20 protein-coding genes are annotated in these 20,595 nt (G+C 72.0%); 13 read left to right on the forward strand and 7 right to left on the reverse strand.

Features of this window, described 5'->3' with window-relative positions:
• Positions 1–436 precede the first annotated feature (436 nt).
• A complete protein-coding gene (locus tag GTY58_RS30895) occupies positions 437–1,312 on the forward strand; it encodes a hypothetical protein (RefSeq protein WP_010987330.1) in 876 nt (291 codons plus the stop codon).
• Positions 1,305–1,949, forward strand: coding sequence for a PhzF family phenazine biosynthesis protein (locus GTY58_RS30900; protein WP_010987331.1), 645 nt, complete (start codon positions 1,305–1,307; stop codon positions 1,947–1,949). Before GTY58_RS30895 ends, GTY58_RS30900 begins: the two co-directional genes overlap by 8 nt.
• 79 nt (positions 1,950–2,028) lie before the next feature.
• Here the strand turns inward: GTY58_RS30900 and GTY58_RS30905 are convergent, their stop codons facing one another.
• The gene (locus GTY58_RS30905; RefSeq protein WP_010987332.1) at positions 2,029–2,676 is read right to left on the reverse strand and encodes a biliverdin-producing heme oxygenase; all 648 of its coding nucleotides are present in this window, start codon (positions 2,674–2,676) and stop codon (positions 2,029–2,031) included.
• A 174-nt stretch (positions 2,677–2,850) separates the two neighbouring features.
• A complete protein-coding gene (gene map / locus GTY58_RS30910; RefSeq protein WP_010987333.1) occupies positions 2,851–3,708 on the reverse strand; it encodes a type I methionyl aminopeptidase in 858 nt (285 codons plus the stop codon).
• A gap of 58 nt (positions 3,709–3,766) precedes the next feature.
• On the opposite strand from map, the gene GTY58_RS30915 reads away from it, so the two are divergent.
• A complete protein-coding gene (locus tag GTY58_RS30915) occupies positions 3,767–4,003 on the forward strand; it encodes a hypothetical protein (RefSeq protein WP_010987334.1) in 237 nt (78 codons plus the stop codon).
• 172 nt (positions 4,004–4,175) lie between these two features.
• On the opposite strand, the gene GTY58_RS30920 is transcribed toward GTY58_RS30915, so the two are convergent.
• Complete coding sequence (locus tag GTY58_RS30920; RefSeq protein WP_037645622.1) at positions 4,176–4,778, reverse strand: hypothetical protein; 603 nt, start codon at positions 4,776–4,778, stop codon at positions 4,176–4,178.
• 112 nt (positions 4,779–4,890) lie between these two features.
• On the opposite strand from GTY58_RS30920, the gene GTY58_RS30925 reads away from it, so the two are divergent.
• From GTY58_RS30925 to GTY58_RS30935, 3 genes are all read left to right on the forward strand, one after another.
• Positions 4,891–5,964 carry a sialidase family protein gene (locus tag GTY58_RS30925; protein ID WP_010987336.1) on the forward strand — a complete coding sequence of 358 codons (1,074 nt, stop codon included), beginning with the start codon at positions 4,891–4,893 and terminating at the stop codon, positions 5,962–5,964.
• A 38-nt stretch (positions 5,965–6,002) separates the two neighbouring features.
• A complete protein-coding gene (gene npdG, locus GTY58_RS30930; RefSeq protein WP_010987337.1) occupies positions 6,003–6,707 on the forward strand; it encodes an NADPH-dependent F420 reductase in 705 nt (234 codons plus the stop codon).
• Positions 6,708–6,769: 62 nt separating this feature from the next.
• Complete coding sequence (locus tag GTY58_RS30935; protein ID WP_010987338.1) at positions 6,770–6,952, forward strand: hypothetical protein; 183 nt, start codon at positions 6,770–6,772, stop codon at positions 6,950–6,952.
• Here GTY58_RS30935 and GTY58_RS30940 read toward each other — a convergent pair.
• Complete coding sequence (locus GTY58_RS30940) at positions 6,942–7,742, reverse strand: site-2 protease family protein (RefSeq protein WP_010987339.1); 801 nt, start codon at positions 7,740–7,742, stop codon at positions 6,942–6,944. The two genes, GTY58_RS30935 and GTY58_RS30940, sit on opposite strands and share 11 nt — an antisense overlap.
• A gap of 104 nt (positions 7,743–7,846) precedes the next feature.
• Here GTY58_RS30940 and GTY58_RS30945 point away from each other — a divergent pair, with 104 nt between their 5' ends.
• Both GTY58_RS30945 and GTY58_RS30950 read left to right on the forward strand, forming a co-directional pair.
• Entirely contained in the window at positions 7,847–8,401 is a 555-nt protein-coding gene (locus GTY58_RS30945; RefSeq protein WP_010987340.1) for a DUF6578 domain-containing protein, read from the forward strand.
• A 14-nt stretch (positions 8,402–8,415) separates the two neighbouring features.
• Complete coding sequence (locus tag GTY58_RS30950) at positions 8,416–11,928, forward strand: BTAD domain-containing putative transcriptional regulator (RefSeq protein ID WP_042493764.1); 3,513 nt, start codon at positions 8,416–8,418, stop codon at positions 11,926–11,928.
• A 21-nt stretch (positions 11,929–11,949) separates the two neighbouring features.
• Here the strand turns inward: GTY58_RS30950 and GTY58_RS30955 are convergent, their stop codons facing one another.
• Positions 11,950–12,768, reverse strand: a complete 819-nt coding sequence (locus tag GTY58_RS30955; protein WP_010987342.1) for an ABC transporter permease — start codon at positions 12,766–12,768, stop codon at positions 11,950–11,952.
• Positions 12,765–13,805, reverse strand: a complete 1,041-nt coding sequence (locus GTY58_RS30960) for an ATP-binding cassette domain-containing protein (protein ID WP_010987343.1) — start codon at positions 13,803–13,805, stop codon at positions 12,765–12,767. The genes GTY58_RS30955 and GTY58_RS30960 overlap by 4 nt, the downstream gene beginning before the upstream one ends.
• Positions 13,806–14,093: 288 nt before the next feature.
• Between GTY58_RS30960 and GTY58_RS30965 the strand changes: the two genes are divergently transcribed.
• On the forward strand, positions 14,094–14,489 hold the full coding sequence (locus tag GTY58_RS30965) for a hypothetical protein (protein WP_010987344.1): 396 nt from the start codon (positions 14,094–14,096) through the stop codon (positions 14,487–14,489).
• Between the two features lie 24 nt (positions 14,490–14,513).
• Here the strand turns inward: GTY58_RS30965 and panB are convergent, their stop codons facing one another.
• Positions 14,514–15,377, reverse strand: coding sequence for a 3-methyl-2-oxobutanoate hydroxymethyltransferase (panB, locus tag GTY58_RS30970; protein ID WP_010987345.1), 864 nt, complete (start codon positions 15,375–15,377; stop codon positions 14,514–14,516).
• A gap of 202 nt (positions 15,378–15,579) precedes the next feature.
• Between panB and GTY58_RS30975 the strand changes: the two genes are divergently transcribed.
• From GTY58_RS30975 to GTY58_RS30990, 4 genes are all read left to right on the forward strand, one after another.
• Positions 15,580–17,172 carry an MFS transporter gene (locus GTY58_RS30975; protein ID WP_010987346.1) on the forward strand — a complete coding sequence of 531 codons (1,593 nt, stop codon included), beginning with the start codon at positions 15,580–15,582 and terminating at the stop codon, positions 17,170–17,172.
• A 100-nt stretch (positions 17,173–17,272) separates the two neighbouring features.
• Positions 17,273–17,893: a TetR/AcrR family transcriptional regulator gene (locus GTY58_RS30980; RefSeq protein ID WP_010987347.1), complete on the forward strand. Its 621-nt coding sequence runs from the start codon at positions 17,273–17,275 to the stop codon at positions 17,891–17,893.
• Between the two features lie 276 nt (positions 17,894–18,169).
• A complete protein-coding gene (locus GTY58_RS30985) occupies positions 18,170–19,207 on the forward strand; it encodes an endonuclease/exonuclease/phosphatase family protein (protein ID WP_010987348.1) in 1,038 nt (345 codons plus the stop codon).
• Between the two features lie 145 nt (positions 19,208–19,352).
• Positions 19,353–20,579: an MFS transporter gene (locus GTY58_RS30990; RefSeq protein ID WP_010987349.1), complete on the forward strand. Its 1,227-nt coding sequence runs from the start codon at positions 19,353–19,355 to the stop codon at positions 20,577–20,579.
• Positions 20,580–20,595: the final 16 nt, after the last annotated feature.

The raw sequence follows: 20,595 nt of genomic DNA on the forward strand, positions 1-20,595 counted from the left end.
AACCGCACGGACACCCGCGCGGCATGGTGAGGCTGGCCTAACTTATCTGAGGCTTCCCTCACTGATACCCAGTCGTCCGGTGATTCAGCTCTCATAGACGGTGTACAGGAACGGCTTGATCACGTCGGCTTAAAACAGACCCCATGGGAAGGTCAAGCGGGAGTCAAGAAAGTCGGTGGACCGCCGCGAGGAGCCGCTCACCGAAGACCGCGGCCGACGGACCCCCGGCCGCGGCATGCCCGGCGCACCGAATCGCGACCCGGTGCGCGCGGACGACGGCGAGCCCCGGACCGTGCCCCACCGCGACCACCGCATCACCGGCGTGCGCCCTTGCCCGGCGCCGCCCTCGACGGGTACCGGCCCGCCCCTTGAGACTGTCCCCATGACGACTGTCTCCGCGAGGGCTGTCCCCATGACAAGGGCACGCAGGGAAGGGATGGCAAGGGCACGCAGGGAAGAGCGGCCGCCCGGCGGTCTGGTCCTGGACATCAGGGGCCGCCCCGGTCCGCCACCGTTGCGCTTCGAGGCGGCGGACGGCCGGATGCTGCTGCGCCAGGGGGAGCGTCCCGTTCTGCTGGGGCGCGTGGAGCCGCCCCGCGAAGGCCTGTTCGTGCACCGCCTCGACGGCTACCGCTCGCCCCTGCCGCCCCTCCGCTCGGCGCTGACGCGGGACCCGGGCCGCGGCCTGCTCGACCAGTACGCGCGATGGCTGGAGGACTCCGCGCACGGCCCGCTCCACGACTCCCGCTGGCTGCTGAGCGAGGCGCGCTCGTTTCCGCCGTACGTCTGGCACCACGACTTCGCCCGGGGCTGGCCCGGCATCCACCTCGACTGGTGCGGGGGCGGCTGGCAGGGCGTCGTACCGCTGCGCCGCCTCTCGCCGCCGGACGCGCCGCGCGTGCGGGCGTACCGCAAGCACGCACGCGACGGCACGTTGGCGCCGGTCCTCCTGTGGTGGGTGTCGTCATTCGACGGCTGGCTGCTCCTCGACGGACACGACCGGGCGGTGGCGGCCCTGGCGGAGGGTCGGGACCCGGTGTGCCTCGTGCTGTCCCGCGCCCCGGACGACGAGGCCTGGCGGCGGACGGCGGACGAGGTGACCGCGAGTCATGAGCGGCGGGTGGCCGACCTGGCGGACCGCCCCCGCCCCTGGGCGGACCGGCAGCGGGCCACCATGGAGCGCGCGTACGGCGACGTCATGGCGTGGCTGCCGTACGAACACGCCCCCACCCGCTCCTGGCCCCTCCCCGGCGGCCCCGCGGCCTGGGACGAGCTCGCGGCGCGGGTGATGTTTGAATGCCGGAGTGACTGACTACGACGTACTGCGTGTCTTCTGCGGCCCCGGCGGCGGATACGGCAACGAACTCGGTGTCGTACGCGAGGGCTCGGTGCTGCCGGAGTGCGCGGACCGCCAGGCCCTCGCCGCCAAACTCGGCTTCAGCGAGACGGTGTTCGTCGACGACCCCGAGCGCGGGGTCATCGACATCTACACGCCCACCCTGCGGCTGCCGTTCGCCGGACACCCCTGCGTCGGCACGGCCTGGCTGCTCGACGTGCCCGAACTCGTCACGCCCGCCGGAGTGGTGGGCACCCGCCTGGACGGCGAGTTCAGCTGGATCGAGGCACGGCCGGAGTGGGCGCCGCCGCGCACGCTGCGCCAGTACGCGACGGCCGCCGAGGTCGACGCGCTGCCGGTGCCTCCGCCCGGCGAGTGGGTCTACGCCTGGGCCTGGGAGGACGAGGCCGCGGGCCGTGTCCGCGCCCGTGCCTTCCCCGGCCGCGACGACGGCATCGAGGAGGACGAGGCGACGGGCGCGGCGGCCCTGCTCCTGACGGACCGCCTGGGCCGCGCGCTCAACATCATCCAGGGCCGGGGCTCACAGATCCTCACGGCACCGCAGCCGGCGGGGTGGGTGGAGGTGGGCGGCCGCGTCCTGCTGGAGCGCTAGGACGCGACCTCCGCATCGGGCGCCGGGCAGGTCAGGTGCCGACCGGGTCGGGCGCTGGGCAGGTCAGGCGCCGGCCAGGTCAGGCGCTCAGTGGGAACTCCTCGCCCAGGGCGCGGAAGACCCCGGTGTTCAGCGCGAACGCCCGCTTGCACTCCGCCACGATCCGCTGCTTCTCCAGGTCGTCCGCCCGGATCCCGTCCAGCAGTTCGCGGTAACCCCGCTTGAACGCGGCCGGGTTGGCGATCTGCTCGAAGACGTAGAACCTGACCCCGTCGCCCTTCCTGGCGAAGCCCCACGTCTTCTCCGCCTTGTCGCGGATGATCTGGCCACCGGAGAGGTCGCCCAGGTAGCGCGTGTAGTGGTGGGCGAGGTAGCCGCCGGGCCAGGTGAGCGCGCACTCCGTCACCCGCCGCGCGTACTCCCGCGTCGCGGGCAGCGCCGTGAGCCCGCTCCGCCAGTCCGCGCCCCGCAGATGCGCGAGGTCCCGCTCCAGCGAAGGCACCCGCATCAGCTCGGGCTGGATGAAGGGCCCCGCCACCGGGTCCTCCGCCAGGCGCTCCGCGCTCTCCTCCAGCGCCCGGTACACGAACCACAGCTGCTCGGTGTAGCGCGCGTACGCCTCCACGCCCAGCCTGCCGCCGAGCAGATCGCTCATGAACGTCGAGGTCTCCGCCTCCACGTGCTGCTCGTGCGAGGCGGTGCGAATGAGCGTCGAGAACGCGGTCATGGGATCTCCGGTGCCGAAGAGGGGACGAGAGCCACTCGGATTTTCTATGGTTAGGCTTACCTAAGTCAACGGGTTCCCGACATCCCGTCGGTAAAATCGTACCCCCGATTCCGATCAAGCCCACAGGAAAAGCCCGCCCCCCGAAGGGAGCGGGCTTTCGCGCGGCGGGCGGGACTACGGCAGCGTCAGGATGTCCGCCCCGCTGTCCGTCACCACCAGCGTGTGCTCGAACTGGGCCGTACGCTTGCGGTCCTTGGTCACGACCGTCCAGCCGTCGTCCCACATGTCGTAGTCGTGCGTGCCGAGCGTGAGCATGGGCTCGATGGTGAAGGTCATCCCGGGCTGGATGACGGTCGTCGCGTGCGGGCTGTCGTAGTGCGGGACGATCAGCCCGGAGTGGAACGACGAATTGATCCCGTGCCCGGTGAAGTCCCGCACGACGCCGTACCCGAACCGTTTGGCGTACGACTCGATGACGCGCCCGATGATGTTGATCTGCCGGCCGGGCTTGACCGCCTTGATGGCGCGGTTCAGCGACTCCCGGGTCCGCTCGACGAGCAGCCGCGACTCCTCGTCGACGTCCCCCACCAGGTAGGTCGCGTTGTTGTCGCCGTGGACGCCGCCGATGTACGCCGTCACGTCGAGGTTGACGATGTCGCCGTCCCGCAGCACGGTGGAGTCGGGGATGCCGTGGCAGATGACCTCGTTGACCGAGGTGCACAGCGACTTGGGGTACCCGCGGTAGCCGAGCGTCGACGGGTAGGCCCCGTGGTCGCACATGTACGCGTGGGCGACCCGGTCCAGTTCGTCCGTGGTGACGCCGGGGGCGATCAGCTTCGCGGCCTCGGCCATCGCCTGTGCGGCGATCCGCCCGGCGACGCGCATCGCCTCGACCGTCTCGGGCGTCTGCACCTCCGGGCCCGTGTACGGCGTCGGCGCGGGCTTGCCGACGTACTCGGGGCGCCGGATGTTTCCGGGTACGGGACGGGTGGGGGAGAGCTCCCCTGGTACGAGCAGCGACTGGCCAGACATGCCAGCGAGTTTAACCAGTGAGCATGGGGCACCATGATCCTGGCGAAAGGAGCCGCTCATGGCCCTGTTCAAGAAGCGGACGGTCGGAAAGCCCGGCGAGTGGTACTACTGCCTGGTCCACCGGAAGGTCGAAGAGGGCCCCGAGTGCCCCGCGAAGGACCGCTTCGGCCCCTACGCGAGCCGCGAGGAGGCGGAGCACGCGATGCAGACGGCGCAGGAGCGCAACCTGGAGTGGGAGACGGACCCCAAGTGGCACGACGTGAACGAGCCGGACGCCGAGGAGGACAAGCCCTAGGTCAGGGGGCGGGCGCGGTCTCGGCGGTTTCGGAGGCGCTCTCGGCGGTTTCGGCGCGGTGGGCGCGCCGGCGTTCGGCGTGTTCGTCGGTGCGTACGTCGTACGCCATCAGCTTCGGCAGGCACAGGGCCGGCAGCGCGTCCGGACCGCCCTGAGCCGGGCGCGGCGTCCGCTACCAGCGTGCCGGCGGCGGTGCCGTCAGATGGTCGGCCAGCCGGGACAACCGGTCGCGCAGCCGCCGGTGCCCGCGGGGACCCGGCAGCGCGTTCTCGCCCGCCGCGGCACTGACGAGATGCTGGACCGTGTCGAGGTCGAGCTCGGGACCGGGCGGTACGGAGAGGGACTCATGGGCCATCGCCCCGAGTTCACGGTCGCCGGAGTCGAGGGCGAGGACCGTCGCCCCCGCCCGCCGGGCGTCGTGGATGCGCTCCAGGAGCGGCGCCTGGGGCGCGGACGGAGACACCACGAGCAGGGTCTCGCCGCGCCGCGCCGCCTCGATCCGGCCCAGGCCCACCGCGAGGTGCGCCGGATCCGAGGCCCGCGCCCCGTGCCGCACCAGCGTCGGCGACAGCTCCGGCGTCCCCGACCAGGCGGCCTCGTCCACCAGATGCGCCGCCAGATGCCACGGCTCGTAGTCCGCCGTGCCCACGAGCAGCAGGCCGCCCCCGTGCGACACCACGGAACCCCGCAGGGTCCCCGCGAAGCGCCGGGTGGCGCCCAACCACTCGGTCCCGGCAAGTACTTCGCGCAGCAACGCGACCCGTACGGCATCCATACGCACGCATCCTGCCGCAACCGGCCACTCGTGACGCGGAGTTCACCACGAATTCGCCCAAGTTGGGCAGTCGCCGGTCACCAAAAGTCCACGGTGCCCTCGAGGAGCCCCGATGACAGAAGCCAGTACACCGTTCCGCGGCGGCCGCGAAGGCTATGCCAGTTACCGGATCCCGGCAGTCGTCGCGACCGGCGTGGGAACCCTGCTCGCCTTCTGCGAGGGCCGGGTCGACTCCGCGCACGACCACGGCAACATCGACATCGTGCTGAAGCGGTCGGGCGACGGCGGCCGCACCTGGGGCCCGCTCCAGGCCGTCGCGAAGAACGGCGACAACCTCGCGGGCAACCCGGCCCCCGTCGTCCTCGACACCGGCCGGGTCCTCCTCGTCCATGTCCGCAGCGCGGCCGGCGCGAGCGAGGACGCCATCCTGCGCGGCAAGGTGAAGGCCGCCGACGGGCGGCGCGTATGGGTCCAGCACAGCGACGACGACGGACTGACCTGGTCGGGCCCGCGTGAGATCACCGGACAGGTGCGCAAGGCGAACTGGCGTTGGTACGCCACCACACCCGGGCACGCCCTCCAGCTCACCACCGGCCGCGTCGTCGTACCCGGCAACCACACCGTCCCGCCCACCGGCACGGACAACGGCACGGAGGCCAAGTACAACAGCGGGCACTGCCTGCTCAGCGACGACCGCGGCGCGAGCTGGTACCTCGGCTACCTCGACGAGAACACCAACGGCTACATCAACGTGAACGAGACGACGGCCACCGAACTCCCCGACGGGCGGGTCTACTTCAACACCCGCAACGACTCCCCGTCCCCCGGCAACCGTGCCGACGCGTACTCGAAGGACGGCGGGAAGACCCTGGTCAAGCCGTTCCGCCCGCAGGCCGGGCTCACCACCCCCGTCGTCCAGGGCAGCGTCCTCCAGCTCCGCGACCCCGATCTGCTCCTGTACTCCGGGCCCGCCGACCCCGCCTTCCGCGCCCTGATGACCGTCCGCGCCAGTGCGGACGGCGGCACCACCTGGCGCACCGCCCACCCGCTCGACGGCCTGCCCGCCGCGTACTCCGATCTCGTACGCGTCGACCAGGACACCGTCGGCCTGCTCTACGAGACGGGTGACTTCGGCGCCTACGAGACGATCACCTTCCGTCGCATCCCGGTGACGGCCCTCACGTGAACCTGAACCGCCCGGGGGTACGCACGTAAAGTCACCCCATGACCTCTACTGACAGTGCACAGAAGGCTCCCGCCAAGGACCCCTGGGACCTTCCCGACGTCTCGGGGCTCGTCGTCGGCGTGCTCGGCGGCACCGGCCCCCAGGGCAAGGGCCTCGCCTACCGCCTCGCCAGGGCCGGCCAGAAGGTGATCATCGGCTCGCGCGCCACGGACCGCGCCCAGGCCGCCGCGGACGAGCTCGGCCACGGTGTCGAGGGTGCCGACAACGCCGAGACCGCGCGCCGCAGCGACATCGTGATCGTCGCCGTGCCCTGGGACGGCCACGGCAAGACCCTCGAGTCCCTGCGCGGGGAACTGGCGGGCAAGCTCGTCGTCGACTGCGTCAATCCGCTCGGCTTCGACAAGCAGGGCGCGTACGCGCTGAAGCCGGAGGAGGGCAGCGCCGCCGAGCAGGCCGCCGCCCTGCTGCCGGACTCACGGGTCACCGCCGCCTTCCACCACCTGTCCGCGGTACTGCTCCAGGACCCGGAGATCGCCGAGATCGACACCGACGTCATGGTCCTCGGCGAGGAGCGCGCCGACGTCGAGATCGTCCAGGCGCTGGCCGGCCGCATCCCCGGCATGCGCGGCATCTTCGCCGGGCGGCTGCGCAACGCCCACCAGGTCGAGTCCCTGGTCGCCAACCTGATCTCCGTCAACCGCCGCTACAAGGCGCACGCCGGTCTGCGCGTCACCGACGTATAGGCCGCGCGAGGGCATGGGGGACACTGAGGGAAAGCAGTGTCCCCCCGACAGGAGCCCGCCCCATGCCCCGCCTCGCCCTCTACGCCCTCGTCGTCTGCGTCCTGTCGGTCGCCGCGGCCGTCGTCTCCTTCGTCCAGGGCAGCTGGCTGGGGATCGTGTGGGTGCTGATGGCGGGACTGTCGTCGAACATGACCTGGTACTACGCGCGGCGGGGCCGCGGCGGGCGCGGGTCCGTCACAAGCTGACCGAGCAGAACTCGTTGTCGCCCTGCCAGAAGCGGTACAGCTCCTGGCCGCAGTAGCGGTGGATGTCGTCGATCCCGAGACCGTTCAGGATCGCGTCGATCGCGTCGAAGAACACCCCGTTCACCGACGGGATCCACAGGATCGCGAACACGGCGAGCAGTCCGAAGGGCGCGAACGGCTCCACCTGGCGGCGGATGTCGTACGACAGCCAGGGCTCGATCACCCCGTAGCCGTCCAGGCCCGGCACCGGCAGGAAGTTCAGGATCGCCGCCGTGACCTGGAGCAGCGCGAGGAACGCCAGCGCGTACTGGAAGTCCCTCGGCACCCCGTCGAGGGCGTGCAGCCAGAACGGCGCGGTGCACACGGCGGCGAACAGCACGTTCGTGAGCGGGCCCGCCGCCGAGATCAGGCTGTGCTTCCAGCGGCCCTGGATGCGCTGCCGCTCGATGAACACCGCGCCGCCGGGCAGACCGATCCCGCCCATGATCACGAAGATCACCGGCAGGACGATGCTCAGCAGGGCGTGCGTGTACTTCAGCGGGTTGAGCGTCAGATAGCCCTTCGCGCCGATCGAGATGTCACCGCTGTGCAGGGCGGTGCGCGCGTGCGCGTACTCGTGCAGACAGAGCGAGACGATCCACGCCGCCGTCACGAACAGGAAGACGGCGATCCCCGGCTGCGCGGCGAACCCGGTCCACGCGGCCCAGCCGGTGACCGCCGTGACGGCCACGATCCCGATGAAGACGGGGCTGATCCTCCGGTCACTGCGCCGGGAGGCGGCGGTGGTCATGGGGCTCCCTGGGCTGGTACGTATGGGCTGGGACTGCCCGACCGTACCGGGCGCACTGCGAAAACGTCTCGCGGTGGGTCGGGAGTTCCGGGGAAGGTGGGGGCATGGGGCGTTGGTACGTGTACTACGAGGACTGGCAGATGGAGTGCTGCGGTACGCCGTTCTCGGTGGGGGACGAGGTGAGCTGGCCGCTGCTGCTCATGGACGCGGACGACGTGCTCGCGGGCGACTGGGAGCGCGAGCTGAGCAGGCTCGTGGGGTCCGTCGAGGCGGTACGGGACGAGTACGGCGGCGTGCTCAGGACGCTGCGGACGGGTCCGCCCGCAGGTCCCGGGCTCACGGCCGCGCTGAACGCCGACGCGGTGGACGAGTCAGGCGCGGAACCCGCGGAGCCGATCCGCAGGGTCGGCCTGCTGACGGTCGAGCGGCACGGCGGCGAGTGGCCCGAGACCACCGGGCGGGTCCGCGCGATCCACCTGGTGCACCAGGAGTACGCGGTCCTCGCCCCCGGCTCCCTGACCCGCGAACCGGTGCCGGGGACGCGCTCGCTGGAGGCCGTGACGAGCTGCCCGAAGTGGTTCGGCGAGGGCCGGTCCGGCGTTCTCGTCGAACTCGACGTCCCCGGCGCCGCACCGCCCGAACCCCGTGACCGGTCGTGACGGCACCGGAGACAATGGACCCCGTGCGCTATCGCGTTCTCGGCACCACCCAGGCACTGCGCCCCGACGGCACGCCCGTCCCGGTCGGCGGGGCGCGGCTGCGTGCCCTGCTGACCGTGCTCGCCCTGCGGCCCGCACGGACCCTGCCCGCCGCCGTCCTCGTCGGCGAGGTGTGGCACGGCGACCCGCCCGCCGACGCGACCGGCGCCCTTCAGGCACTGGTCGGGCGGCTGCGCAGGGCGCTCGGCGCGGACGCGGTGGAGTCCGTGCACGGCGGCTACCGTCTCGCGGCGGTCGCCGACGACGTCGACGCGCACCGTTTCGAGCGGCTCGCCGGGGAGGGCCTGCGGGCCCTGGCCGACGGCGACCCGGCGAAGGCGGCCGTCGTCCTCGACGACGCGCTCGCCCTGTGGCACGGGCCGGCCCTCGCGGACCTGCCGGACCGCACCGCGGAGGCGGCCCGCTGGGAGACCCGCCGCCTCGACGTGCGCCGCGCCCGCCTCACCGCGGCGCTGTCCCTCGGCCAGGCGGACCAGTGCCTGCCCGAGCTGACCGCCCTGTGCGACGTGCACCCCCTGGACGAGCCCCTCCAGGCACTGCGGCTGCGCGCCCTGCGCGACACCGGCCGCCCGGCACAGGCCCTGGCCGCGTACGAGGACGTACGACAGCTGCTGGCGGACCGGCTGGGCTCCGACCCGGGCCCCGAACTGCGCGCCCTGCACGGCGAGTTGCTGAGCCCGGCCGGTGAACCCACGCCGGGCTGGGGCGGGGGACCCGGAACGCGCGGTACGGGCGGCACGGGTGCCGTCCCGGCCGGAGAGCGGCACGGCGGCACGGGTGCCGTCCCGGCGTACGGCGGTGGCAGGGCCGAGGGCGCGGGTCCGGTGGCGTACGGCGGTGGCAGGGCCGAGGGTGCGGGTCCGCGGCCGGACGGCCTTCGCGGCGGTGTGACGGCGGGCGGCGCGGGCGGGGCGGCCGGCTCCGTCAGGACCTCCCGTGCCCCCGCCGCCCCCGTGCCCCCGGGCAACCTCCGCGCCCGCCTCACCTCCTTCGTCGGCCGCGACGCCGACATCGGCACCATCCGCGGCGATCTCGCGTCCGCGCGGCTCGTGACGCTGCTCGGGCCCGGCGGGGCCGGCAAGACGCGGCTGTCGCAGGAGGCCGGTGAGGCCGTGGCCGGGGGCATGCCCGACGGGGTGTGGCTGGCCGAGCTGGCGCCGGTGGACGATCCGGAGGTCGTGCCCGAGGTCGTGCTCACCGCGCTCGGGGCCCGGGAGACCGTGCTGCACGGGGCCGGCGCCGAGGAGATGCGGGCCGTCGCGGAACGCCGGGACGATCCCCTCGTCCGGCTGGCCGAGCACTGCGCGCGGCGCCGCATGCTGCTCATCCTCGACAACTGCGAACACGTCGTGGACGCGGCGGCGCACCTCGTGGCGGAGCTGCTGGCGCGCTGCCCGGGGCTGACGGTGCTGGCCACCAGCCGCGAACCCCTCGGCGTACCGGGAGAGTTGCTGCGGCCGGTGGAGCCGCTGCCGGAGCCGTACGCGCTGCGGCTGCTCGCCGACCGGGGCGCGGCGGCCCGGCCCGGCTTCCGGGTCCAGGACGACCCGGAGGCCGCCGCCGAGATCTGCCGCCGCCTCGACGGCATGCCGCTGGCGATCGAGCTGGCGGCCGCCCGCCTCCGCATGTTGACGCCCCGTCAGATAGCCGACCGGCTCGACGACCGCTTCCGGCTGCTCACCTCAGGCAGCCGTACCGTGCTGCCCCGGCAGCAGACCCTGCGGGCCGTCGTCGACTGGTCCTGGGAGCTGCTCGACGCCGACGAACGCGGTGTGCTGCGACGGCTGTCCGTCTTCGCGGGCGGCTGCGACCTGGCCGCCGCGGAGGCGGTGTGCGGCCCGGCCGCCCTGGAGGCGCTGGGCTCACTCGTCGACAAGTCCCTCGTCGTCGCGTCCCTCGCGGACGGCGGCGGCAACGACGGGATGCGCTACCGGCTCCTGGAGACCGTCGCCGAGTACGCGGGCGAACGGCTCGACGAGTCCGGCGAGCGCACCGCCGCCGAACGGGACCATCTCACGTACTACCGCGAACTCGCCCGCACCACCGACCCGTTGCTGCGCGGCGCCGGCCAGCGCGCCGCGATCGAACGGTTCCAGCTGGAGTACGAGAACCTGCGTACCGCCCTGCGCCACGCCGTCGCCGCGCGGGACGAGCAGGAGGCGCTCTGCCTGGTCCTGTCGCTGTGCTGGTACTGGCAGATGCGCGACCAGCGCATCGAGGCCCGCACCTGGGCCACCGCGGTCATGGCCCTCGGCCCCGACCCCTTCGCCGCGCCCGCACGGCCGGCCCCCGTGCTCCGCGAGAGCTGCACGGACAGCCCGCCGCCGATGCGCCCCGAGATCCTCGACGAGGCCCGGCGCGGAGTGCACCTCGTCCATCTCGCCTGCATGGACATGGACCTGGAGATGTGGGACACCCCGCGGGCCAGAGAGAAGCTGCGGGTCATCAGCGAGACCTACCGCCCGGGCCAGCCGCAGATCTGCCGCAGCCCCGGCTTCCTGTGGTTCTTCGCCGTCATGCTCACCGGCGACCTCGACAGCACCCGCGCCGTCGTCGACGCGTCCGTGCGCACCTGCCGCGAACTCGGCTACTCCTGGGAGCTGGCCCAGGCCCTCCAGATGCGGGCCAACGTCCTCGCCAACCGCAGCTTCTGGGCGGCCGACGCGACCCGTGACGCGGACGAGGCGCTGGAGATCTTCATCCGCATCGGCGATGTCTGGGGCGCGGCCGAGGCGCTCTCCGCGCGCGGCGAGGCCCGCGAGCGCAGCGGTGACTACCCGCGCGCCGCCGCCGACTACGAGGCGGCGATCACGTACGCCGAACGGCTGGGCGCCCATGCCCAGGCGGCCGTGCTGGGCGCCCGCCTGGGCAGCGTCCTCATCGACGCGGGCCAGGGGGAGCGGGGCGAGCAGCTTCTGCGGGAGGTACTGGACGAGGGCCAGGGCATGGTGAGCGAGGCCATGCCCGCCGCGCGGCTCTTCCTCGCGATCCGGCTCGGCCGCACCGGCCGTCTCGCCGAGGCCCGCGAGCAGCTGGGCATGCTGCGCACGGACTTCGGAGACGTCCGCTTCGTGGTCTTCGACGGCTTCGTGGTCGGTGTGGAGGCGTGGCTGGACGCCACCGAGGGGCGGTACGCGGAGGCGGTGGAGAAGGTGCGCCGGGCGCTGGCCCGGGCCGCGGACCAGGTGACCCGGGTGATCGCGCCGCACATGTTCTCGGTGCATCTGACCACCGCGGCCATCGCGCTCACCGGCCTGGACGGCGGGCTGCGCGCCCCGGACGCGGCCCGTTGCCTGGCCGTCTGCGACCAGCTGCTGCCACCGGGACACCTTCCGTCCGTGATGGAGCGCGAGGTGCGTGCGGAGGCCGAGGCGGGGGTGCGTGCCGTGCTGGGCGACGCGGCGTACGAGGCCGCGTACGCGGAGGGCGGCGGGCTCTCCCTGGAGGAGGCCGCCGCCCTCGTCTGACGCGGACCGGGGGGCTGAAGCTCAGCTCTTGGTGCGGAACTTGTGGATGGCGATCGGTGCCATGACGGCCGTGAGGACGACCGACCAGACCAGTGTCACCAGCACGTCGTGGCCGACCGGCTGGCCGCCGTTCATCAGGCCGCGGGCGGCGTCCGCCAGCGACGAGAGCGGGTTGTAGTCGGTGAACGCCTGGAGCCAGCCGGGCATCGTGTCGGTCGGGGCGAAGATCGACGACCCGAACTGCAGAGGCATCAGCACAAGGAACCCCATCCCTTGGATGGCCTGGGCGTTCTTCATCACCACGCCCATGGTCAGGAAGATCCACATGATTCCGGAGCCGAAGACCATCGCGAGTCCGACGGCGGCGAACAGGCCCAGGACGTTCGACACGGACAGGCCGAGTATGAAGCCGACCGTGAGCAGGACCGCCACGGCGACCAGCATGCGGCCGATCTCGACCGTGATCTTGGCGATCAGCACCGAGAAGCGGGCGATCGGCAGGGACCGGAAACGGTCCATCACGCCCGTCTGGAAGTCCTGGTTGAAACCGGTGCCGACCCCCATGGCGATGTTCATGCCCATCATCGCCATCAGGCCCGGGACCACGTAGTTGACGTACTCGTGCTGGTGGCCCTTGCCGGCGATCGAGCCGCCGAAGACGAACACGAACAGCAGACAGAAGACGATCGGCATCAGGACCGCGTCGAACATCGACTCGGGGTCCTGGCGGATCCACAGCAGGTTGCGGCGGACCAGGGCGCCGATGTGGCGCAGATTGCCGCGGAGCCCGATGCGGCCCTCGTCGTGCGCTACGGGCGTCGGGACAGTGGTGGCGCTCATACGGCGGCCTTCGCGAATTCGGGGGACGCGGGGGACGCGTCCTGCGGGGCACTGGCCTTGTGGCCGGTGAGGGACAGGAACACCGCGTCCAGGCTGGGCAGTTCGGTGGTGATGCCGGCGAGGGTGATGCCGCGGGCGGTGACCGCGCCGACCACGGCGGTCAGCTGCTCGTCGCTGAGGATCGGCACCACCACGGTGCCGGTCTCGGGGTCCACGGTCGCGGAGCCGGGGCCGGTGAGACCGAAGTCGTCGAGCGCCGCGGCTGTCGGGCGCAGCTCCAGCGGGTCCGCCGGGCGGACGCGGAGGGTGCGGCCGCCGACCCGCGCCTTGAGTTCGTCGATGCGGCCGCCCGCGATGACCTTGCCGCGGTCGATGACCGTCAGCTCGGAGGCCAGTTGCTCGGCCTCCTCCATGTACTGGGTGGTGAGCAGGACGGTCGCGCCCTCGGCGACCATGCGCTTGACCTCCGTCCACACCTCGTTGCGGGTGCGCGGGTCCAGACCGGTGGTCGGCTCGTCCAGGTAGAGGACGGACGGCCTGCCCATCATGGACGCGGCGAGGTCGAGGCGGCGGCGCATACCGCCGGAGTACGTGGACGCCGGGCGCTTGGCGGCGTCGGTGAGCGAGAACCGCTCCAGGAGTCCGTCGGCCCGTGCCCTGGCCTCCTTGCGGGGCAGGTCGAGGAGCCGGCCGATCAGATACAGGTTCTCGTAGCCCGAGAGTTTCTCGTCGACCGAGGCGTACTGGCCGGTGAGGCCGATCACGCGGCGGGTCCCCCGGGGCTGCTTCACCACGTCGTAGCCGGCGACCACGGCGTGGCCGGAGTCGGGGGTGATGAGGGTGGACAGGCAGCGGACCAGGGTGGTCTTGCCGGCGCCGTTGGGGCCGAGCACCCCGAGGACGGTGCCCTCGCGCACCTCCAGGTCGACCCCGTCCAGCGCCTTGGTCTCGCCGTAGTGCTTGACCAGCCCCCGTACGACGACGGCCGCCGAGGGGCCGGCTCCGTCCTGCCGGGGCGTGTTGTCGATTCGCGTCATGCCGCCAAGGTGTCAGCCACCACCGACAAACCACCGACAGGCGCCGACTGGCGCCGACAGCCCGCCTACAGGGTGCCGACAGCCGCCCCCGGTACGCCGGCTGCGGGCCGTTCTGCCAGGTCGGAGGAGCTGTCCGGTCCGCCCGCTGTCGGCGGCGGCCGTGGTCGAGCGGGGCGGGCACCGCCTCCTTGTGAAACGGCACCACAGCGCCGCCGCACCCCTCAGGGGCCGGCCGAGGAGCACGCGTTCCTGCGGCACCTGAGGGAGCACGGCGCGCCCTTCGCCGAGGTGCTCGGGGCCGTCGCGCGCGGCGGGTGGGTCTACGAGGTCCACGCCGCCGGGGCCGGCACGGATCTGTACCGGGTCTCACTGCTGGAGGGCTACCAGGAGCAACGCCCCCTCAGCGCCGCGGAGTCGGCCGCGCTGCCCGCGCTGCTGCCCCTCGTGCACGCCGAGTCCGCGCTGTCGGAGATGGGCTACTTCCACGGCGTGATGGGCTCCACCGCGGACACGGCACTGGCGTACGACCGTTTCGTGGGCCACACACGGTGGTTCGGCGGCGAGGACGGCACCCGGCTGCTGAACCGGATCCGGACGCGCCTCCAGAGACCAGGGCCTGTCCGGTTCTGGAACGGCAGCAGCCCGCCGACGGGGGAAGATCGGCGGGCTGCCCTGGTGCCGTAGTGGCTCTGTGGAACGTCTGAACGTCTAGTGGACGGAGTGCTCCTCCAGCGGGAACGTCCCGCCGACGACGTCCTCGGCGAACGCCTTCGCCGCGTTGCCCATGACCTCGCGCAGATCGGCGTACTTCTTCACGAACTTCGGCACCTTGCCGCCGGTCAGCCCGAGCATGTCCGTCCAGACCAGCACCTGCGCGTCCGTCTCCGGACCGGCACCGATGCCGACCGTCGGGATGTGCAGGACCCGCGTGACCTCCGCGGCCAGTTCCGCCGGGACCAGCTCCAGGACCACGGCGAACGCGCCCGCGTCCTGGACCGCCTTGGCGTCCCGCAGCAGCTGCTGGGCCGCCTCCTCGCCGCGGCCCTGGACGCGGTAGCCCATGGCGTTCACGGACTGCGGGGTCAGACCGATGTGCGCCATGACCGGGATGCCGGACTCGACCAACAGCTCGATCTGGCGGTGCGAGCGCTCACCGCCCTCCAGCTTCACGGCCCCGACCCCGGCCTCCTTGACCAGCCGGGTGGCCGAGCGCAGCGCCTGGACCGGGCCCTCCTGGTACGAGCCGAAGGGCAGGTCGCCGACGATCAGGGCGCGGCTGGTGCCGCGTACGACCGCGGCCGACAGCATGGTCATCTCGTCGAGGGTGACGGGCACGGTCGTCTCGTACCCCAGGTGGCAGTTGCCCGCCGAGTCCCCGACGAGCATGACCGGGATGCCGGCCTCGTCGAAGACGGACGCGGTCATCGCGTCGTACGCGGTGAGCATGGGCCACTTCTCGCCGCGTTCCTTGGCGGTGGTGATGTCGCGGATGGTGATGCGACGCGTGCCCTTGCCTCCGTACAGTGCCTTGCTGCTGTCGGACGGCTTCTGGGCAGCCGAAAGCTGCGTCATCGCAACGGCTCCTTCTGTCATCTCGAGGCGCCCTCACGGCGTCCCCGGATCCCCTCCATGGTGGCACCTCGTGCCACGCGCGGCTAGACCAGGGCAGGAGAGGCGGGGACCAGGTCTCGTGACCTAGGTCTCTTCGTAAGGTCTCCGTAAAGAATTTCGATACGAGACGGTTCCGTATCGGAATTACCCTACGCTCGGCGGCATGACAACTCCTGCTGCTCCGACCGAACGGCGGGTCCCCGAAGCGGTGCACCGGCGCCGCTGGGCGATCCTCGGCGTGCTGATGCTCAGCCTGCTGATCGTGGTGCTCGACAACTCCATCCTGAATGTCGCCATCAAGACCATCTCCACCCCGGCTCCCACCGGCCTCGGCGCCACGCAGAGCGAGCTGGAGTGGGCCATCAACTCCTACACGCTCGTGTTCGCCGGGCTGCTCTTCACCGCGGGGCTCCTCGGTGACCGGCTGGGCCGCAAGAAGATGCTCCTCGCCGGTCTCGCCGTCTTCGGCATCGGCTCCGCGCTCGCCGCCGAGTCCGGCTCGCCGGTGCAGCTCATCGCGTTCCGCGCGGTGATGGGCCTCGGAGCCGCCTTCGTGATGCCCGCGACCCTCGCCGTCCTCATGAACGTCTTCGAGCGCGACGAGCAGCCCAAGGCCATCGGCATCTGGGCCGGCGGCGTCGGCATCGCCATCGCCATCGGCCCGATCACCGGCGGCGTGCTGCTCGACCACTTCTGGTGGGGCTCGGTCTTCCTGATCAACGTGCCGATCGTGGTCATCGCGCTGGGCCTGATGGTCTGGCTGGTCCCCGACTCCCGCGACCCGAACCCCGGCCGCGTCGACCCCGTCGGTGTCGTCCTGTCCGTCATCGGGCTCGTCCTTCTGGTGTACGGCATCATCAAGGGCGGTCAGCTCGCCGACTTCACCGACCCGCAGGTCCTGGCGACCATCGCGGCCGGCCTTGCCGTTCTCGCCGCCTTCGTCGTGTTCGAGAAGCGCAGCGACCACCCGTCCGTCGACGTCACGTACTTCAAGAACAAGGTCTTCTCCGCGGCCATCGCCGCCATAGCACTGGTCTTCTTCGCGCTGATGGGCGTGACCTTCTTCTCGGTCTTCTACACCCAGAGCGTGCGCGGCTACTCGCCGCTCCAGACCGGCCTGCTGATGCTGCCGCTGGCCGCCGCCCAGATGATCTTCGCGCCGCGGGCCCGGCTGGTCGTCGACCGGTTCGGCAACAAGGCCACGACCACGGCCGGTCTGGTGGTCCTCGCCGCGATGCTCGCCGCGTTCGCCACGCTGGACGCGGACACCCCGATCTGGCTCCTGGAGGTCGTCTTCTTCCTGATGGGCGCCGGCATGGCGCACGTCATGACCCCGACCAGCGTGGTCATCATGCAGGCGCTGCCCCGCGAGAAGGCGGGCTCCGCGTCCGCGCTCAGCAACACCTTCCGTCAGGTCGGCGGCGCGCTCGGCATCGCGATCCTCGGCTCGGTGCTGTCCACCACGTACCGCGACGGCATCGAGGACAAGCTCTCCCAGCTCCCGCCCGCCGTGCGCCACACCGCGGGCGAGTCCATCGAGGCGACGCTGGGCGTGGCCGCGAAGCTCGGCCCGGACGGCAAGGCCCTCGTCGCCCCCGCCAACGACGCGTTCCTGCACGCGATGCACCTCACCGCCCTGTGCGGCGCGGGTGTGGCCGTGCTCGGCGCGGTGATCGTGGCGCTGTTCCTGCCGGGCCGGCCCCCGGCGCCCCAGGAGGGCCAGGAGGAGACGGAGTTGGTGACGGCGGACCACTGACCTCGCGTACGCGGCTCGGGCACCCGCGGACGGCGGGTGCCCGGCAGCGGCGTACACAGGGGAGAATCACCCCAGCACAGCGACAGGGACGGAGTCGAACGTGAGCCTCGCGGACAGCCGAGCCAGGCGTGAGGGCCCCGCCAGGGGACGCCCCCGGAGCGAGGCCGTCGAACGCTCCATCATCGAGGGCGTGATGAAGCTCCTCGAAGACGGCGTCCCCCTCGCGGACCTCTCCATGGAGCGCGTCGCCCGCACCGCGGGCGTCGGCAAGGCCACCATCTACCGCCGCTGGCGCGACAAGGAGGAGCTCTTCGTCGACGTCCTGCGCGCCGCCGAGCCCGCCGACCCCGAACTCCCCGGCACCTCGATGCGCGACGACCTCGTCGTCATGCTGGAGTCGCTGCGTCAACGGGGCCTGCTCGCCCGCTCGTCGGCGATCCTGCACAACGTCTACGCACAGATGAAGAGCAGCCCCCGGATCTGGACCGCCTACCACGCGACCGTGGTCGAACCACGGCGCCGGCTCGGCGCGGAGGTCCTGCGCCGCGGACAGGAGAACGGCGAGCTCCGGGCCGACCTGGACATCGACTTCGTCAACGACCTGTTCGTCGGCCCCATGCTCGTGCGTACCGTCCTGCGCCCCGACGGCGATCTGCCCGAGGAGCTCGCCGAACAGATAGTCGACGCCCTCCTGACAGGACTGCGCCCGACCGGGCCGTGAGGCGCACACGTTCCGGGCCGTGGAGCGTACGTCTCGTCACACGGCGCACATCTCGTCGAGCGGCGTACGTCTCGTCAAACGGCGTACGCCGCACCACTAATGTGCGCGTTTCGTCACAGAGGCCCCGTCACGCGCCCTCATTCGGAACTCCGGACGCCGGGTTCGTCGTCCTCGTGCCCGTACGGCCGTCATGGGACGGCGAGATCGGAACCGATCATCCCCTAGGGTCGTAGGCGCGGGAGTGACGGTGTGCACGGCAGGTTGTGAGGCGACGGTATGGCGCAGGCGTACGTGACGGAGACGGGCAGCGGCGGCTCGGAGTCCGACCGCAGAGGGTCCCGGCTCCGGCGCCTGTACGACAGCCTGCGCGGCGACCGCGGGATCTGGCGCCGCGGACTGGTCGTCGCAGCCTGCGCGGTGGTCCTCGCGCTGGTGATGGTGCTGCACGCGCAGATCCCGAACACCATCGGCAACCTGGGCAGTCTGGTGGAGACGTTCCTGCCCTGGCTGGGTGTCTTCGTGCCGCTGCTGCTGGCCCTCGGGCTCGTCCGCAGGTCGGCGACCGCCGTGATCGCCGTACTGCTGCCCACGATCGTCTGGCTGAACCTCTTCGGCGGGCTGCTCACCGACCGGGCCGGCAGCGGCGGCGATCTGACCGTCGCCACCCACAACGTCAACGCGGACAACACCGACCCGTCCGGCACCGCCCGCGACGTGGCCGCCTCGGGAGCCGACGTCGTGGCGCTCGAGGAGCTGACGGCCACGGCGGTGCCGGTGTACGAGAAGGCGCTGGCGGCGACGTACAAGTACCACTCGGTGCAGGGCACGGTCGGGCTGTGGAGCAAGTACCCCCTGAAGGACGTCCGGCCCGTGGACATCAAGCTGGGCTGGACGCGCGCGATGCGGGCGACGATCGTCACACCGTTCGGGGAGATCGCGGGCTATGTCGCCCACCTGCCCTCGGTCCGGGTGAAACTGGCGGCCGGGTTCACCGCCCACCAGCGCGACAAGAGCGCCGACGCGCTGGGCGAGGCCATCGCCGACGAGACGCTGCGGGACGTCGTCCTGCTCGGCGACCTCAACGGCACGATGAACGACCGCTCGCTCAGCAACATCACCTCGCAGCTGCGCTCCACCCAGGGCGCGGCCGGCAGCGGCTTCGGATTCAGCTGGCCCGCGTCGTTCCCGATGGCCCGGATCGATCAGATCATGGTCAAGGGCGTCGATCCGGTGACCTCGTGGACCCTGCCGAGGACGGGCAGCGACCACCTCCCGATCGCGGCCCGCGTGAAGATCTCCGCAACTGCTTCCTAGCTCGTGGAATACTCGGCCCGAGCCTATTTGTTCCGTAGATGAACTTAAGCTGCGCGTGCACAGCGGTGTGCACGCGCGGTCATGTACGGACGGAGCTTGCCCGCACGGGGCGCCGCTCCACCACCTTGCTCGTGAAAGGCCTCTCATGCCCCTCGCCCTGCTGGCCCTCGCCGTGGGCGCCTTCGGCATCGGCACGACCGAGTTCGTGATCATGGGTCTGCTGCCCGACGTCGCGGACGACCTGCACATATCCATCCCCGCCGCCGGCCACCTGGTCTCGGCGTACGCGATCGGCGTCGTCATCGGCGCCCCGCTCCTGGCGGCCGTCACCGCCCGGCTGTCCCGCCGCAAGGTCCTGATCGGTCTGATGGGGCTGTTCGTGGTCGGCAACGCGCTGTCCGCCTTCGCCCCCGACGACCACTGGCTCCTCGCGGCCCGCTTCCTCAGCGGCCTCCCGCACGGCGCGTTCTTCGGCGTCGGCGCGGTCGTCGCCACCAATCTGGTCGCGCCCGAGCGCAAGGCCCGCTCGGTCTCGCTGATGTTCCTCGGCCTGACGGTCGCGAACGTCGCCGGTGTGCCGGTCGCCACCCTCATGGGCCAGCACCTCGGCTGGCGGGCCACCTTCCTGGGCGTGAGCGCGATCGGCCTGGCCGCCATCGCCTCGCTGGCCCTGCTGGTCCCGCACGACCACACCCACGCCACGTCCGGCGGCCTGCGCGGCGAGCTGACGGCCCTGCGCTCGCTGCCGGTCTGGCTGGCGCTCGGCACGACGGTCGCCGGCTTCGGCGCGCTCTTCTCGGCGTACAGCTACATCACACCGATGCTGACGGACGCCGCCGGCTACGCCCACGGGAGCGTCACCCTGCTGCTCGCCCTGTTCGGCGTGGGCGCGACGGCCGGCAACCTCGTCGGCGGCCGCCTGGCGGACCACTCGCTGCGCGGCACGCTCTTCGGCGGCCTCGTGTCGCTGGTCGTGGTGCTGTCCCTGTTCCCGCTCCTGATGACCACGCAGTGGAGCGCGGCCCTCGGTGTGACCCTCCTCGGCGCGGCCGCGTTCGTCACGGGCTCGCCGCTCCAGCTGATGGTCATGGAGAAGGCGTCGGCGGCCCCGTCCCTGGCGTCCTCCGCCAACCAGGCGGCCTTCAACCTGGCCAACGCGGGCGGCGCCTGGATCGGCGGTCTCGCCCTGGCCGCGGGCTTCGGCGCCACCTCCCCGGCGCTCGCTGGAGCCGCCCTCGCGGTGCTGGGCCTGGCGGTCGCGGGCACGGCGTACGCGGTGGACCGCCGCCGCGCGCTCGCCGTGGCGGTCACGACGAGTGGCCGGCTGGTCGCCACGCACGTTCCCCAGCGCACGGAGTCGGCACACCGCTGAACTCCCGGGTACGCGA

It is taken from the genome of Streptomyces sp. SID5469 (assembly GCF_009862865.1).
Taxonomy (GTDB): domain Bacteria; phylum Actinomycetota; class Actinomycetes; order Streptomycetales; family Streptomycetaceae; genus Streptomyces; species Streptomyces avermitilis.